The sequence below is a fragment of the Paenibacillus sp. P4_A9 genome (assembly GCF_056402415.1).
The window spans coordinates 18,548-35,671 of the sequence record NZ_JBFUHL010000038.1; the positions used below are offsets into that span (position 1 = coordinate 18,548).

Here is a 17,124-nt window from a genome sequence, read left to right on the forward strand (position 1 = left end):
GGCGAGAAGAATGACACAGAACTTGCAAAATTTATTAATGGACAGTGTAAGGGTTTCGATCGGCAACATGATGCCACAATCGTTAGATCAAGCAGAAGTAAGTACAAGCAATGAACCGATCAGCAAGGATGAAATTGGTGTCTCTATTAATTTTACGAACAGCGAGTATTGTATGATACTTGACGGGCAGCGGGTTGTGTTTAGCCGAATGAGCGAAGCGATTTTTGGGATGTATATGGAAGGTGAAATGCTCGATAGCTGTGTTAGTGAAATTGCCAACATTATTGCTGGCGGAACCACGACGATCTTAGGTGAGCAAGGTGTTTCTCTGGATATCACAACGCCGTCCTTGCTGCAGGATAATTTTCATTTTAATGAACAGTCAAGCAAGCTGATGTTGCCTATTTCGATTGAGACAGTTGGAGATATCCGAGTGGTCTTACTGAAAGATCATTGATTAGAGGAGAGATATATAATGGCAAAAATTTTAATCGTAGATGACGCAGCTTTCATGCGAATGATGCTGAAGGATATTTTGACAAGGATGCAAATGCCAAGATTGTGATGTGTTCCGCCATGGGTCAGCAGGGTATGGTTGTTCAAGCGATTCAGGCTGGGGCCAAAGATTTTGTTGTGAAGCCATTTCAAGGTGATCGTGTTTTGGATGCCATTCGTAGAGCCATATAATACATAAGAAAACGCTCATTACCTTGCTTCTAACGCAAGAGGATGAGCGTTTTTAATTCGAGCCTAATTGGGAGGAGGATCCATTTTATGAATTTGGTTTTTGCTGGAATGCTTATACGACTAACCTGTATAAGGAATCCTTTCAGATGACTCAAATTCAAGATGAATCATTGTACTTAATGTATGCGATCGAACTTCCTGAGAAATACAAAAATACGAATATAAATGAAGTCGTTAAGAATGTGTCCTCTTCCTATGAGCTTTCGATGTATGATTTCTCGGATAAGATTCTCATAACTTTGCGAGATTCGGTTAAAGTTGTAGCCATGAAGATCGCAGCATAATCGTACAATGAAAAGGCATGCTACTCTCACGTAGCGTGCCTTTTCATTGTGCCATTCGACACGAGGAATCGACATATATATTTTCCAATAACTGATACAATCTTCATGATTCGACTGTTTAGGTTGAATACATCACTGTAAGTTGTTGGAGGATTAAAGTGGCACACATAAAGCGCGCAATGGCGTTACTCGTTTTCTTGTTGGTTAGTGGTTTAGTTGTGGTTGGCTGTAGTGTCCATGAAGGCAACAATTTGCAGACTTCCCCAGCACAGCTACCAACCTTTCTTCTAACTGCAGACCCAACTCCAGATCCAGCCCTAACTCCAGTTCCAGATCCAACTCCAGTTCAAGTTTCAGTCCCAGTTCCAGTTCCAGATCCAACTCCGTCGCCTAAACCAGTTGTCTCGAAAGCTGGACTATCGGCAATTGGCGATATTCTGATACATAACACCGTGTATCAGGATGCGGCAGGGCCAAATGGAACTTACAATTTTAAACCCATGTTCACAAAAGTAAAGCCTATCATTCAAGGGGCGGATGTAGCGATAGCTAATCAAGAAACGGTCATCGGTGGCAGCAAGTTAGGCTTATCCTCTTATCCGTTATTTAATAGCCCGTATGAAGTCGGTGATGYGTTACTCGATACCGGCATTTCAATGGTGACGAACGCGAACAATCATGCGATGGATATGGGGGAGAAAGGGATCTTAAGCGCTTCGGAGTATTGGAACCAAATCGGCATGCTGTACACCGGTTCTTTTGTTTCACAAGCAGATAGGGACCGGATTAGGACGATAACGAAGAATAACATTACATTCTCTTTTCTAGCCTATACGTATGGTACTAACGGGATTACTGTTCCGACGAATAAGCCCTATTTAGTCAATGTATTTGAAGAAGAAATGATGAAAAAGGATATCGAGAAGGCTAAGCTGATCGCCGACGTAGTCGTCGTGTCTGCCCATTGGGGGATCGAAAATGACACCACGCCAAGTGATGACCAATTAGATCTTGCTCAAAAATTAGCAGATTGGGGAGCAGATATCATTATTGGCACACACCCCCATGTGCTACAGCCGATGAATTGGATTACGCGTAAAGACGGCAAACGCACCTTTGTGATGTACTCCTTAGGGAACTTTTTGTCAGCCCAAGATCGTATAATACAATTAATAGGCGGGATCGGACAGATTACTGTTGTGAAAACGCAATGGTTAAATAAGACTTCCATCGAACTCATTGAACCTGTCTTTATCCCGACATATAATAAGTATGAAAGTTTCCGTCATTTTGAAGTTATTCCGTTAAGCGAAGTAAGCGAACAAGAAAGGGCTCAACTTGAATCAATATGGAAACCACTCAAGCAAACGATGAAGGCCGAAATGCCCGAATTAACCATTCGGGAATAAAGTTCGAAATAAAGGAAGATGACAACGATGAATGACAGAAGAGAAAGAGTCTACCTCCGTGAGCTTGGGTTAGAAGACACTGGGACTTTACTGGATCTTATGGAACGTAACCGTCAATTATTTGAGGGTGTCTCCCCATTGCGAAATGAATCTTTTTATACAGTAGATGCGCAAGCGAAATCCATTGAAAACTCGATTCAACTGAGAGAAGAAGATAAGAGATATTCCTTCGGGATTTTTCTGAATGAAACACATGAACTGATTGGCGACGTGTCACTTTCTGATGTGAAGCGCGGGCCGCTACAGAAATGCATTCTTGGCTACTGTATGGATCAGACACACAATGGCAAGGGGCTCATGACTGAAGCGATTCATCTGATTTTGCGTTTTGCTTTTATCGAAGCAGGGCTCCAGCGGGTAGAGGCGGGCGTCATGCCGCGTAACTTGGGGTCGATGCGGGTTTTGGAAAAGGCTGGCTTCCAGCAGGAAGGAATTGCACGCAAGTTGTTGGAGATCAATGGTGTGCGTGAGGATCACGTACAGTTTGCGATTTTGGCTGAGGATTATCTGAGTGTTCAGGGTGAATGTAAACCTATGATTCCCCTGGAGGATTCCTTACGATGAGCCTATTACGATTATCAGATATTCATTTTCGCGATCCGTATATCTTAGTTGATCAGACGAATGGCAAATATTACTTGTACGGTTCTACTGGGCAAAATGTGTGGGAAGGTCCAGCACTCGGATTTGATGTCTATGTGAGTGATGATTTAGCTGGATGGGAAGGGCCTTTCCCGGCTTTCCGACCTTCGCCTGAGTTTTGGTCCAATAAGCACTACTGGGCTCCAGAGGTTTATGCGCGTGAGGGGCGCTATTATATGTTGGCCAGCTTTAAAGCTGAAAACCGTTGCAGGGCTACATGCTTGCTTATCGCCGATACACCGCTTGGGCCGTTTGAACCGGCAGGTGATACGCTCACTCCTCGGGATTGGGAATGCTTGGATGGGACGCTATACGAAGATGAATCAGGTACGCCTTGGATGATCTTCTGTCGGGAGTGGCTGGAGGTACAAGATGGTGAAATGTATGCTGTTCAGCTTCAGGCTGATCTTCTGAGAGCTGTTTCCGAGCCGATCCTCTTGTTCCGAGCTTCTGAGGCTCCATGGTCGGTTGGGTTTGGAGATGATAAGAACAACTACGTCACGGATGGCCCTTTCCTTCACCGAATGCCGAATGGTGAGCTTGTCATGCTGTGGTCTACGACGGGGGTAAATGGTTATACGATGGGCTTAGCACGTTCAGCCTCGGGTAAAGTGACAGGACCATGGATACAAGATGCGGACCCTCTGAATATTCGTGATGGCGGGCATGGCATGTTATTACATAAACTTGACGGAACGCTGCAATTGACCATTCATCAACCGAACAAGCATCCGCTAGAGCGCCCAGTGATACTGCCGGTGCTTGAAAGCAATGGTGGACTTCKAATTTTCGAGATCTGAATAATGAATCAAGGCGATACACCAAACGCTCCATCCAACTGCCRCAGATCCCTGATCTGCGGTAGTTTCCCTTTTCGGATGTCACAATCGTTGCTTGTAGATAGAGGTAAAAAAGAGGGGGATTGAGCAGTTGCTGTTTAGAAATGTAACACTTGTGGAAACGGATTAGCTTCTCTAATACTATTAGTTAGCTAAAGATTTAGACGGAGTGAAACACACGCTCTGGTATTCGGCAATTGGAAACTTTAACCCTCTATCCGGAGTGGGAGGTGCGTGATTCGAATAACGGATATCGATATCTGGATCTAGCGTATATGCCTGAAGGAGGCAAGGGTGTTGTCGAAATCCAAGGATGCTTTGTCCGAAAACAAGGGACTCATAGTAAGCACCTCTTTGCAGGTTCTGCTACTTCCAAAGGTGGTGATTTTCTAAGTGAAACCCAGCTAAATGGCACTTTCACAGCAGCCAGCCAACCCAAAACCTAATCAAATGATTATCATCTGAGATAGTGATTATGACTGGTTAAAGAGACCTATTTTTACCTCAGAAAGTTAATTTATGTAAAAATGATTATTGCCGCACCTGGTAATCACTGGATATAGTCGGGGGGTGACATATACAGGCTAGTTCCTCTTTGAAGCCGGGAGAAATAGGAGTGAGGGGGTGTCAGACTGTTAACGGCTTAGCATCACTTATCGATTTGACATGGTAGTATGGAGCAAATGTTAACGTGTTCATAGCATATGACATCACTTGAAGGAGGAAATACAATAATGAAAAAGCTTAAACCTGCGCACACCCTTACTGCGCTTATATCATCTACACTGATCGCTGGCATGATGGTTATACCTTCCGTTTTCGCAGCAAATTTATTCAGCGACAATTTCGATGATGGGGATGCAAGCGGCTGGTCGACGCAGAATGGTACATGGACGGTGGTTCAAGACAATGGCTCCTATGTGTATCGCCAAACCAGTTCAAGTGAAGGACGTGCATCAGCGGGCAATGCGTCTTGGACGAATTATGCCGTTGAGTCCAAAGTGAAAATAGATAATTGGAATGGGACGAATCGAGCATATGTGGCGGGGCGTTATCAAGATGGTAACAACTTCTATGCGGCATCTTTGTATAACAGCGGCGGGGGGAAGCTTGAAATCCGCAAAAAAGTAAGTGGTTCCACTACGACGCTGGCAACCTTGGATTACCCGCTTACGACTGGGACTTGGTATACCGTCAAGCTAGAGCTATCTGGATCGACGATCCGCATGTATGTAAATGGGGCGTTGCAGCTTACTGCAACGGATACGAGCCTAACCTCAGGTGGTATCGGTTTAGTCGGCTATAAAGCGGCTGCTAGCTTTGATGATATTCTTGTTTCCGACAGCTCGGGTTCGACTTCGACACCGGCGCCAACGCAATCTCCATCACCGTCACCATCAGCCTCACCATCGCCGTCTCCATCGGTTCCACCTAGTGCTTCACCATCACCTACACCTCCTCCAACTGCAGGTGCGGTCTATGTGGATCCGAATGGCTCCGATAGTAATCCAGGAACATTGGCGAGCCCAACGACATTGAGTTCGGCACTAACGAAGGTAGCTGCAGGCGGCGTCATTTATTTGCGAGGTGGAACATATAGCTACAACAGTCAAATTACGATTGATCGTACGAATAACGGTACGGCAAGTTCGGTCAAACAGATTATGCCATATGGATCAGAGAAGCCTGTTCTAGACTTCTCCTCACAAAGCTACAATTTGTCAGACGTATCTCTTAATGCTAGAGGTTTACAGGTGAATGGCAGCTATTGGACCATCAAGGGACTGGAAATTAAAGGAGCCGCCGATAATGGCGTATACGTAGCAGGCAATAACAATCGTTTGGAGAACTTGGATGTCCACGACAATCGAGATACAGGCGTTCAGCTTGGTCGATATGCCTCAACAGCAACTCGCAGTGAGTGGCCTGCAAACAATAACATTGTGAACGTATACTCGCATGACAATTTCGATCCCGATAACGGGGAAGACGCGGATGGATTCGCAGCTAAGCTGACCACGGGTCCTGGGAATGTGTTTGATGGTTGTATCTCGTCTTACAACACAGACGATGGTTGGGATTTGTATACCAAATCAGAAACTGGAGCGATTGATCCCATCACGATTAAGAACAGCGTAGCGCATCATAACGGTGCAACGTCATCGGGGAACTCCACAAGCAGCAGCGATGGGAATGGATATAAATTAGGTGGGGAATCCATATCAGTTAACCATATTGTGATCAACTCCGTCGCCTATCTCAATAAAAAACACGGATTTACGTTTAACAGCAATCCTGGTTCCATCAGCTTGACCAATAATACATCCTTTAGCAATGGACAAAGCAATTTCGCATTTGATTCCGGCACGCACATGTTCAAAAATAACTTGTCATACAAAGGAACTTCGAGTGATAAAACCAGCGGAACCGATGTTGCTAGCTCGAATGTTTGGTGGAAAAGCGGTCAGAGTACTAATGCAGCAGGTCTCCTAGCGAGTGATGCAGATTTCGTCAGTCTAACGCCAACGCTCACGCGGAATGCGGATGGTTCTCCGAATTTAGGCAACTTCTTGAAGCTTGCGACAGGCAGCGATTTAATCGGTGCGGGTACACCAAGCGGAACTAATATTGGCCGGAACTGACATTGGTAGAAAAGGGATCTGATTTTTGGTCACGAACGTGGCTAGGATAAATCGGCATACGTTCATAACCGTACAAACACGAGGCTGTCCTTCTTAGGGCAGCCTCTTTGCGTTGCTAACTATTTCACTCATTCATTGTCAATTGTTTATGACCMTGAATAACATGTTATAGATGCCTACGCCCTCGGGACATAAGAAGAAAGGATATGATCGCTAACCAATGAAAAAGACATATAAGGTCAGTGAAATTGCACGTGCAATTAGAAAAACACAAGGAACTGTGGTGGAATGGTCCAAACAATTTGCTGATTTTCTTCCAACCACTGCTGTGGGAGGATCATACAGATATACAGAAGAAGCTGTCGAGGTATTTCGATTGATTTCCAAAATGAAAGATGCCAATAAATCTGTTAGGATGATCAACGAGCATTTGCAGGAAGTGTACCAGAAAGGAATTCGTACTCCGAATGGTGAAGAAAACCTGATAACGCCTTCGCCCACGGATGTTTCAGAATTGAGCTTACCTCTGACAGAAAATAAATCCACCCCCCATTTAAGCAATGAAACCTTGGAATTACGTAACTTAGTACTGCTTTTCACGCAAAAAATGGAAGCCAATAAATCTTCGAGGCGAATAAACGAACAAGTGGACGATAGTCAAATGGTTAGTATATCTTCCATCTCAAGTAGTAGACAAGAAGCACCAACTAAAATTTACGTCAACGGACTGTTCGATCAGCTCACGAATGAAGTTACGGAAATTCGAAGTATTGTTCTTACATTTATGGAAAAGATGATAGAAGTCGCGAAGAATGCTAATCAAGATGACCGGATTAACACCATGGCTGAATCATTAAATCTTCAATTTAATGGTATTTCCGAAGAAGTTGCAGAGCTTCGTAATATCATCAAGATTTTTACTTGCAAGGTAGCTGAGGTGATTGAACAAGATGACAGCAGCGAAATTGCCGCCAATGTTGAAGTGCTAGATAGACAATATCAAAGTGTTTCTGATCAGGTGAAAGAACTGCAGCATGAGCTCTATACCGTTCAACCCAAGCTGACAAAAGCGCTGGAGCAAACCCTTCGAGCTGAAATGCTAGCATCGAAAACTGAAATACAAGCATCGACAAAAGAACTACAGGAGCAACAACAGGAAGGATTCACAAAGTTAGAAGCTGAGCTCGAAGAGTTTCGTACCGTTCATTCCGAGCTGACAGAGACTCTAGAGCAAACCCTTCGAAGTGAAATTCTAGCATCGACAAAAGAACTACAGGAGCAACAACAGGAAGGATTCACGAAGTTAGAAGCTGAGCTCGAAGAGTTTCATGCTGTTCAGTCTGTTCATTCCGAGCTGACAGAGACTCTAGAGCAAACCCTTAGAAGTGAAATGCTAGCATCGACAAAAGAACTACAGGAGCAACAACAGGAAGGATTCACGAAGTTAGAAGCTGAGCTCGAGGAGTTTCATGCTGTTCAGTCTGTTCAATCCGAGTTGACAGCGGTACTTGAGCAAACCCTTAGAAGTGAAATGCTAGCATCGACAAAAGAACTACAGGAGCAACAACTGGAAGGATTCACGAAGTTAGAAGCTGAGCTCGAAGAGTTTCATGCTGTTCAGTCTGTTCAATCCGAGTTGACAGAGACGCTGGAGCAAACCCTTCGAGGTGAAATGCTAACATCGATAAAGGAACTGCAGGAGCAACAACAGGAAGGATTCACGAAGTTAGAAGCTGAGCTCGAAGAGTTTCATGCTGTTCAGTCTGTTCAATCCGAGCTGACAGAGGCACTTGAGCAAACCCTTCGAAGTGAAATACTAGCATCGACAAAAGAACTACAGGAGCAACAACAGGAAGGATTCACGAAGTTAGAAGCTGAGCTCGAGGAGTTTCATGCTGTTCAGTCTGTTCAATCCGAGCTGACAGAAGCACTAGAGCAAACCCTTCGAGGTGAAATCGTAGCATCKACAAAGGAACTGCAGGAGCAACAAAATGAAAAATTCACGAAGTTGGAAGCTGTGCTCCACGAGACTCATACTGTTCAGTCTGTTCAGTCTAAGCTGACAGAAGCTCTAGTGCAAACCCTTCGAAGTGAAATACTAGCATCGACAAAAGAAATGCAGGAGCAACAACAGGAAAGTTTCACGAAGTTAGAAGCTGAACTCCACGAGACTCATACTGTTCAGTCTGTTCAGTCTAAGCTGATAGAGGCCCTGGAGCAAACCCTTCGAGGTGAGATGCTGGCGTCGACAAGTGAACTGCAGGAGCATTTCCATGAAATTGTCGGGAGGATGGAACAAGAGCTTCTTACCATTCAGCCTAAGCTGACAGAAGCTCTAGAGCAACAGATCCAAACCATTCAACCCAAGATCACTGAAGCTCTGGAGCAAAATCTCAGGGAGGAAATGCATGCAGCGACATATGAATTACGAAAGCAACATAAGGAAAGTATCAATGATTTAGAGCAAAACATGCGTGAAAATTACAATATCAACACGCAGAAGTTAAATGATCTAATAGATCAAGTAGTCACCGCTCAAGTTGTTTCAAATGAAGAATCCCTAAACAATCGATTTGACAGCATATCGATACAATTGGCATCCCAGCAACGGTTGCTTGATAAGCTTGCTAAATTTTTAGGTATTTAGAATTTGAAGGCATAAGATAACGCCACATCATCTGCGTGGCGTATTTTTCTTTTGTACATCTTAGTCGCAAGATCTAAGTGATACACTTACTTACACAAGCTCGTACTTTGTGTTATCATCTAATGAAAAAGCCTGCTCGATGGTCTGTGAGGGATAAGAATGGAACGAAAGTATTGGGTCCCAGCACTGGAGCGAGCACAAGACGTGCTTCAGTTAGTAGCAGGACAGCCCTCAAAGCTGAAATTGATGGATTTGAGCGCAGCAACGGGGATTAATAAAAGCACGATGTTTTCCCTTTTACATACAATGGAGACCCTGAATTGGGTGATCAAAGAAAAGGGTGACACGTATGCGCTTGGCTCCTTTTTCGGAGTGATGGGCAACGCTTATTTCGCTGGCATGTCACTGGTGAAACTATTTGAAGAAAAGGCTGCTCGTTCTGTGGAACGACTTGGTGAAACCATTCAACTAGCCCGATTGGAGAAAGGTGAGCTCGTGTATTTGGCCAAAAAAGAGGCAGCAACGCAAGTCCGCTTAATCTCTGAGCCTGGTATGCGTTTACCCGCTTACGCAACGGCCATGGGGAAGGTGTTGCTATCCGCGATGGCAGATAAACAGGTGCTCTCCTTGTATGAGGAGGGCAGCTACCAAGCATTTACTCCACATACAGTTCGGAACGGAGTAGAACTGCTGGAACAGCTTCGAATCACACGAGAGAATGGATATGGGGTTGATCAAGAAGAAATTGTGCTTGGCTTTTACTGCTTTGCAATGCCGATTCTTGATCGTAACGGTGATCGGATTGCGGCAGTTAGCTGCTCCATGCCTGTTCATCAATGGACGTTGAAGCAAGCACTGGTTAAGGAAGAGATTCAACTTCTGGCCCAGGCTTTGTCGGCTGTTTTACCACTTTAGCCTAAGATGTGACTACGTATTAAGTATGATAGTTATCAGTATGCTTCTCAAAACCAGTTACCATCCAAAAATTGGACCGTAACTGGTTTTTTTTTGGATTGACTCAATAAAAAGAGGATGATAAACTATATTTATACTTTTAAATATAAAACTAAGTTTATTATAATAAACCAAGAGGTGAACCAAATGAGATTGCTTAATAAGGTAATCATGATTACAGGTGCAGGATCAGGCATTGGGAAGAGCACAGCACTGCTTTTTGGTCAACATGGAGCTCATGTCATTGTTAATGATTTGGACGTGATTAAAGGAGAGGAGACCGCTTCCGAAATTCAAGCTAACGGTGGCAAAGCTCTCTTCTTACAAGCGGATGTGACAGATCCTGAGTCGGTCAAAACGATGGTGGACAAAGCAATCGAAGCTTGTGGACGTATTGATGTGCTTTTTAATAATGCGGGAATTAGCGGTGTTGGCGCCCTTCATGAACTTGAGCCTGAGCAGTGGGATCGCGTTATTCGCGTGAACATTCGCGGCGTATTTCTACCTTCCAAGTATGTTATCCCTCATATGATGGAGAAGCGCAGCGGCTCTATTATTAACATGTCCTCCTGCATTGCGGAGATTGGGCTAGCTAGACGCGCTTCCTATGCAGCTACCAAAGGAGCCGTATTGGCGCTGACGAAATCGATGCAAGTCGATTATGCACCGTATAACATTCGTGTGAATGCGCTGTTGCCGGGCACGATTCTGACACCTTTTGTTGAGAATTATTTAAAAACATCTTATGATGATCCTGAAGCTGCAATTAAATCTCTGAAAAGTAGACAGCTTAGCGATGAGCTTGGAACGCCAGAAGATGTTGCGCAAGCCGCGTTGTTCCTAGCTTCGGACGAATCCAAATTCATGATGGGCTCGCCATTGTATATCGATGGTGGCGCTGTGTTCGGTAAGAATGCGTAATAAAGGCCTAATTCAATAAACCTATTAGAGAGAGGATGTATACTTTTGAAACTAGTCACGATTGATCATTCCGGTGTAAGTCATCTTGGTGTGAAGTTGGAGAACAACGTATTTGATATTACGGAGGCTTTGAAAGCATTTCCTGAAGCGAGTATTCCGACTGACATCATGTCCGTTATTGGTAACTCAGAAACAGTTTTGCCTCAAATTGAACGCTATATGGCAAGCGTGTTAGAGGGGGCAACAGAAGGAAGTACATTCCTACTAGATGAATCCCAAGTCAAATATGGTCCATGTGTGACGCATCCAGGCAAAATCATCTGTGTTGGCTTAAACTATCGCAAACACGCTGAAGAAACAAATGCGCCAATCCCACAGTATCCGATCTTGTTCAATAAATTCAGTAATACGATTGCTGCGCAAGGGGATGATATTCCGCTTCCGAATCGGGTTACAGATMAGGTTGATTATGAAGCTGAGCTGGTTATAGTTATTGGGAAGAAGGCCAAATATGTAGCCAAGGAGCAGGCATTGAGCCATGTTTTTGGCTATTGCAATGTGAATGATTTGTCTGCACGTGATTTGCAAATGCGAACTCAACAATGGTTGCTTGGGAAATCCCTTGATAAGTTCAGTCCGCTTGGCCCTTATTTGGTCACGGCAGATGAAGTTGGCGATCCGAACCAGCTGACAATCACTTGCACGGTGAATGGCGAGAAGAGACAGAATTCAAATACGTCCGATATGATTTTCCACTGCGATGAAATCGTTAGTTATATCTCCCAGCATATGACGCTGTCGCCTGGCGATATTATTTTGACGGGAACCCCTGAGGGTGTGGTCTTAGGTAAGCCGGTGGATCAGCGCGTGTACTTGAAAAATGGGGACGTTGTGACAATCGAGATTGAGAAACTCGGTGCTTTGACGAATCGCATGGTGGATGAGCCAATCAATTAGTTAATTAAGGAGACAACCTGCGGGTTGTCTTTTTTTTACGCTACTCGACCATATTAAAGACAACAAAACGATTTGTCTTTTAGTCGAGAACAGGCGTATACTTGATCTTATTGATCAAGTAAAGGAGCCGCCATACATGGATATTCCGAATCGAATTGCCATTGGAATTTTGGGGCCGGAGGCTCTTGTGAATAAAGTATTAAGCGTCATCGCGACGTCCTTTCCATCCTTCCAGCCCATTGCTCATGCATGTTCAGCAGAAACAGCTTCTGAAATTGCCGAGCAATTGCTTGATGAGGTCGAAGTGCTTCTCATAACAGGGCCAACACTCTATCGACGAGTGAAAGAGCATGTTGTTACTCATCTGCCTGTACATATGATTCCATTAACAGACACAGGACTGTTTAGCGCCTTATATCGTTTGCGCAGCAAACCGCAGCTTCATGCCGCGGAAACGGTTTTTAGTATTGATTCCTTCACCTCCTCAGCCCTAAAACGACACGTCAAGGAAATTGGTGAAACGCCAACTAGCTTCCACATCTATGATGGCGCTCCTTACCCGCAAGTGGAGACGATTATGCAATTTCATAAGGAGTCTTTCCTCAAGGGAACTACCCAAGCGGCGATGACAACTGAAAGTGAGGTCGCCGATGCGCTTAACCAAGAGGGGATTCCCTGTGAGTGGATTGCACCAACCGATCAGAATATTACCGTAGCTTTGGAGCGAGCACTGTTGTCAACCGAAACTCGGCGCAGTAAAGAAGCGCAAATCCTAGTGGGCATGATTAATGTGGATGATTTCGGTAAAAAGCTTCAGCAACAGAGTACAGAGCATGATATTCAGCGATTCAAGCTTGAAGTGCACAGAAAATTGATCGACTATGTGGAGTCGCTCGATGGGTATTTAACGCATCTAGGTGCAGATGAGTATTTGTTTTTTACGACACGGGGGATATTCGAACGCGAGACGGTTGGCTATAAGTCAGTTCCACTCGCACGTGAAGTCTGGAAATCGCTTGGCCTGTCTCTAAGTATGGGAATTGGCTTCGGACGCAGTGCGAATGAAGCGGGTACCCATGCGCGACTTGCGCTGCGTAGATGCAAAGAAGCAGGCGGAAATACTTGCTTCATAGTTCGTGAGGACAAAACACTCATAGGCCCGCTGGAAATGGCAGACCCACTCAGTCGAGACTTGTCGGTGACAGACCCTGAGCTGCTGAAGAGCGCTGAGGATGCAGGGATGACTTCGACCTATCTGAGTCGTCTCATGGCTACTGTGGCGCGAACGAGCAAGCTAGACTACGAAGTGCATGAGTTAGCGAGTATTCTGGGGGTTACGGTTAGAAGCACACATCGTCTGCTCCTGCAATGGATGGATCATGACTTGATTTCGATTGTTGGCTATGTGAAAGTGCCAAAAGGAAGACCGAAGCAAACATTCCGACTCCGATTTCTGGAGAAGCTCGCCGCCGATCCCAGCGTAGTATAAGTGTGAGAAGAGAACCGCTCTAGCGATGGCTTCGGCCAAAGGGGCGGTTTTTTCTATGTAATTAAAAGACGATTTAAAGATTTGTCTTTTATGTTCGGGAGTCCGTATACTACAGTCAGGAAGCTTATATAACGATCATGAAGTGAGGAGATTGCGTAAATGAAAACACTAGAAGATTTGGATAAGGTCATGTCTGCCCCATCCCCGGCGTTAATAGCGTTTATGCAGGTATTAGAAGGGGATATTATGCTGCTTGGCGTTGGAGGAAAGATGGGACCGAGTCTCGCCAAGCTAGCGATGAATACAATTCGAGCAGCAGGTGTGGATAAAAAGGTGTACGGGGTCTCCCGATTCTCAGAAAGTGGTTTGCAGGAAGAGCTGCAATCCTATGGCATAGAAACGATTGCGTGTGACCTCTTGAATGATGATGCTTTGCAGGCATTGCCAGACGTTCCTAACATTATTTATATGGCAGGCACCAAGTTTGGAACAACAGGGAAAGAGCATTTCACATGGGCGATGAACGCCTACCTGCCAGGGCGTGTAGCTGAGAAATTCAGCAAGTCCCGAATCGTCGTGTTCTCAACAGGCAATGTGTATCCTTTCACACCGGTGACGTATGGTGGGGCCCACGAGGCCATGAGTCCAGCACCGATCGGTGAGTACGGTCAGTCCTGTCTGGGCCGCGAGCGGATGTTCGAGCATTACAGTTACAAGAATGGAACACCGGTGTTGATCTATCGTTTGAATTACGCCATTGACTTGCGTTACGGTGTGCTTTTGGAAATTGCCAAGTCGTTGAAGGAAGGACGCGCTATCGATCTATCCATGGGGCACTTCAACTGTATTTGGCAAGGTGATGCGAATGAAATTGCGATCCGATCGCTGTTGGCCACACAAAGTCCAGCTAATTTCCTGAACGTGACGGGACCGGAGACGGTATCCGTGAAATATGCGGCACAGCAGCTTGCGCAAAGGCTTGGCGTCGAGCCAACCTTCAAAGGTCAAGAGTCGGAGACGGCGTTACTTAGTAACGCTGCGAAGAGTATGCAGCTATTTGGTTACCCGCGGGTGTCACTGCTCCAGATGTTTGATTGGGTGGCGGAGTGGATCGAGCATGGGGGCAGTATGATCAATAAACCTACTCATTTCCAAGAGCGAGAGGGGAAATTCTAACGATGACGACACGTCGGGAATTAAGTAATGAGCAACGAGTTGCGCTGCATGATGGACTCGTCATTCCAGCTCATCCTCTCGCATTAACAGCTGATCGTTTGCTGGATGAGCAAAGTCAACGGGCATTGACACGCTATTATATGGCCGCAGGTTCGGGAGGAATTGCTGTCGGTGTGCATTCGACACAGTTTGAAATCCGTGATCCGAAGTTCAACTTGTTCGAGAAAGTGCTTCGTATGGCTTCGGAGGAAGTGGACCGCGCCGGGCTCACTAGACCGTTTATCAAGGTTGCAGGAATTTGCGGACCTACGGACCAAGCGATTCATGAAACAGATATAGCAATCTCTCTTGGCTATGATGCTGCTTTATTATCGATGGGCGGCTTGAGTGGCTGGACAGAGGCACAAATCTTGGAGCGGACCGCACGAATTGCGGAAAAAATGCCGGTGATCGGCTTTTATCTTCAGCCATCCGTTGGAGGCAAGGTCTACAGCTTCGATTTTTGGAAGCAATTTGCGAATATTCCGGGCATTGTCGCAATCAAAATGGCCCCGTTTAATCGTTATCAAACGATCGATGTGGTGCGTGCCGTCTGTTATTCAGAACGTCGAGATGAGATTGCCATCTATACGGGAAATGATGATAACATTGTGAATGATCTCCTGACGGTTTACAGATTTCAAGTCGAGGGTAAGCGCATTGAGAAAAGAATTGTTGGCGGCTTGCTTGGCCATTGGGCAGTATGGACACAGAAAGCGGTGGAACTGTTAGAAGAAGTTAAAGGGGTAAGAATGAACCCTGAGCTCGCTTCGGAATGGCTTACACGCAATATTGAAGTGACAGAAACGAACGCGGCATTCTTCGATCCCGCACACGGCTTCGCTGGTTGTATTCCAGGTATTCATGAAGTACTCCGTCGGCAAGGACTCATGAAAGGAACATGGTGCTTGAATCCGCATGAACAATTGTCTCCAGGACAATTCGAAGAAATCGACCGCATGTACAGCGACTATCCACACTTGAATGATGATGCCTTTGTGAAGGCGAATCTCTCGAATTGGTTATCCTGATTAGTAAAAAATGGTAGCCCCTCAATGAAGTTTCTTTCCACAAGGTGTTACCAAAGCTTTAACGCTAAGTTATGATGAGATGACGGGAAAGTACATGATCGCAGGCACGTGCATATCTGGTGATTTAGTAAGAATCTAGCATTTTTTTGTGAAATTTCGTAAAATAGAGTAGTTTGCTAATAGTTTCTTAACAATCATCAATTATGATGTAGGTAACAGAGCGTTGAGTTATCCACAAGAAGAATAATTTCAAAATCGGAGGGATCAATATGGAGCAACGATATGAGTTGGAAAAGAAGATTGAAGCGTTAAGAAATGAGCTGAATCTTGCTAGTCAAACATATGGCCTATTGTCTGAAACGGTATTGAAACTTTCTATTGCATTGGATGATCTGCTTAATACCTATTATGAATCACTTTTTATACGAACCATCGCATAATATAGGAAGACCGAGTTCACACTTGCGAGTGTGAATCTCGGTTTTTTTTGTTTTTTAGCCTAAATTGAGGATATTTCTTGTTCACTCATTCAACTTGACATGGTATAATTTGTTAGGAAATTTAAACGTTTAACTTAGAAGAAAGCTTGGGCTAATCAAAGGAGGGTTCGTCGCAATGACAGCATGGTTGGAGCAAGGGGATATCGTTCTATTTCAAGGGGATAGTATTACGGATGCAGGACGTATTCGTGAGAATGGCAATGATCTAGGCAGAGGCTACGCACTTATGGCGGCTGCACAGTTTTCAGCGAAATATCCAGAGAAACAGATTACCTTCCTGAACCGCGGGAATTCTGGTAATCGTGTACCTGACCTGCAAGAACGATGGCAACAAGACTGTTTGGATTTGAAGCCAAATCTAGTTTCGATTTATATTGGCATTAATGATACATGGCGAAGATTTGATCGTAATGATGGGACCTCGACGGAGAAATTTAAAGAGGGATATCGGCAATTACTTGACCAAACAGCTAGTACGGGAGCGAAGCTGCTTCTTATTGAGCCGTTTGTTTTGCCTGTGCCCGAGGATCGTAAGCTGTGGAGAGAAGATTTGGATCCGAAAATTACCGCTGTTCGTGAATTAGCGAGAGAATTTGGCGCGCGTATTCTATGTTTAGATGGTTTATTTGCACAAGCTTCAACGCTAGCTAACAGCGCATTCTGGGCGCCGGATGGTGTACATCCATCTCCTGCTGGACATGCGTTAATTGCGAATGCGTGGCTGAAGGTTGTCGGGGCTGCTGAGTAATTTAAATAGGTTGGGAAAGAAGGCTTCCGCATCTTGCGA

General features: G+C 45.0%; 15 protein-coding genes and 3 pseudogenes. All 18 read left to right on the forward strand.

Annotated elements, in window-relative coordinates:
* The first annotated feature begins 10 nt into the window (after positions 1-10).
* The 18 genes and pseudogenes from AC1DVJ_RS21175 (at position 11) to AC1DVJ_RS21260 (ending at position 17,085) form a co-directional block, all read left to right on the forward strand.
* Complete coding sequence (locus AC1DVJ_RS21175) at positions 11-457, forward strand: chemotaxis protein CheX (RefSeq protein WP_477593159.1); 447 nt, start codon at positions 11-13, stop codon at positions 455-457.
* Positions 458-475: 18 nt separating this feature from the next.
* Positions 476-687, forward strand: a pseudogene (locus AC1DVJ_RS21180) (response regulator).
* A 146-nt stretch (positions 688-833) separates the two neighbouring features.
* On the forward strand, positions 834-1,031 hold the full coding sequence (locus AC1DVJ_RS21185; protein ID WP_477593160.1) for a hypothetical protein: 198 nt from the start codon (positions 834-836) through the stop codon (positions 1,029-1,031).
* 158 nt (positions 1,032-1,189) lie between these two features.
* Positions 1,190-2,440, forward strand: a complete 1,251-nt coding sequence (locus AC1DVJ_RS21190; RefSeq protein WP_477593161.1) for a CapA family protein — start codon at positions 1,190-1,192, stop codon at positions 2,438-2,440.
* A gap of 27 nt (positions 2,441-2,467) precedes the next feature.
* On the forward strand, positions 2,468-3,064 hold the full coding sequence (locus AC1DVJ_RS21195; RefSeq protein ID WP_477593162.1) for a GNAT family N-acetyltransferase: 597 nt from the start codon (positions 2,468-2,470) through the stop codon (positions 3,062-3,064).
* A complete protein-coding gene (locus AC1DVJ_RS21200) occupies positions 3,061-3,942 on the forward strand; it encodes a glycoside hydrolase family 43 protein (protein WP_477593163.1) in 882 nt (293 codons plus the stop codon). Before AC1DVJ_RS21195 ends, AC1DVJ_RS21200 begins: the two co-directional genes overlap by 4 nt.
* Before the next feature lie 236 nt (positions 3,943-4,178).
* Positions 4,179-4,427 carry a hypothetical protein gene (locus tag AC1DVJ_RS21205; protein ID WP_477593164.1) on the forward strand — a complete coding sequence of 83 codons (249 nt, stop codon included), beginning with the start codon at positions 4,179-4,181 and terminating at the stop codon, positions 4,425-4,427.
* Between the two features lie 354 nt (positions 4,428-4,781).
* A pseudogene (locus AC1DVJ_RS21210) lies at positions 4,782-5,309 on the forward strand (3-keto-alpha-glucoside-1,2-lyase-like domain-containing protein); the annotation flags it as partial.
* A gap of 105 nt (positions 5,310-5,414) precedes the next feature.
* Positions 5,415-6,623, forward strand: a pseudogene (locus AC1DVJ_RS21215) (right-handed parallel beta-helix repeat-containing protein); the annotation flags it as partial.
* A gap of 220 nt (positions 6,624-6,843) precedes the next feature.
* Entirely contained in the window at positions 6,844-9,270 is a 2,427-nt protein-coding gene (locus AC1DVJ_RS21220; RefSeq protein WP_477593165.1) for a MerR family transcriptional regulator, read from the forward strand.
* Between the two features lie 159 nt (positions 9,271-9,429).
* Positions 9,430-10,185 carry an IclR family transcriptional regulator gene (locus tag AC1DVJ_RS21225; RefSeq protein WP_477593166.1) on the forward strand — a complete coding sequence of 252 codons (756 nt, stop codon included), beginning with the start codon at positions 9,430-9,432 and terminating at the stop codon, positions 10,183-10,185.
* Positions 10,186-10,371: 186 nt separating this feature from the next.
* Positions 10,372-11,145, forward strand: a complete 774-nt coding sequence (locus tag AC1DVJ_RS21230) for an SDR family NAD(P)-dependent oxidoreductase (RefSeq protein ID WP_477593167.1) — start codon at positions 10,372-10,374, stop codon at positions 11,143-11,145.
* A gap of 45 nt (positions 11,146-11,190) precedes the next feature.
* Positions 11,191-12,102 (forward strand): fumarylacetoacetate hydrolase family protein, encoded by a 912-nt coding sequence (locus AC1DVJ_RS21235; RefSeq protein ID WP_477593168.1) that lies wholly within the window; start codon positions 11,191-11,193, stop codon positions 12,100-12,102.
* A gap of 136 nt (positions 12,103-12,238) precedes the next feature.
* Positions 12,239-13,591 (forward strand): GGDEF domain-containing protein, encoded by a 1,353-nt coding sequence (locus AC1DVJ_RS21240; protein WP_477593169.1) that lies wholly within the window; start codon positions 12,239-12,241, stop codon positions 13,589-13,591.
* A 159-nt stretch (positions 13,592-13,750) separates the two neighbouring features.
* Positions 13,751-14,767, forward strand: coding sequence for an NAD-dependent epimerase/dehydratase family protein (locus AC1DVJ_RS21245; RefSeq protein WP_477593170.1), 1,017 nt, complete (start codon positions 13,751-13,753; stop codon positions 14,765-14,767).
* A gap of 2 nt (positions 14,768-14,769) precedes the next feature.
* Positions 14,770-15,837, forward strand: coding sequence for a dihydrodipicolinate synthase family protein (locus AC1DVJ_RS21250; protein WP_477593171.1), 1,068 nt, complete (start codon positions 14,770-14,772; stop codon positions 15,835-15,837).
* 269 nt (positions 15,838-16,106) lie between these two features.
* Positions 16,107-16,277: a Spo0E family sporulation regulatory protein-aspartic acid phosphatase gene (locus AC1DVJ_RS21255; RefSeq protein ID WP_477593172.1), complete on the forward strand. Its 171-nt coding sequence runs from the start codon at positions 16,107-16,109 to the stop codon at positions 16,275-16,277.
* A 175-nt stretch (positions 16,278-16,452) separates the two neighbouring features.
* Complete coding sequence (locus AC1DVJ_RS21260) at positions 16,453-17,085, forward strand: SGNH/GDSL hydrolase family protein (RefSeq protein ID WP_477593173.1); 633 nt, start codon at positions 16,453-16,455, stop codon at positions 17,083-17,085.
* Positions 17,086-17,124: the final 39 nt, after the last annotated feature.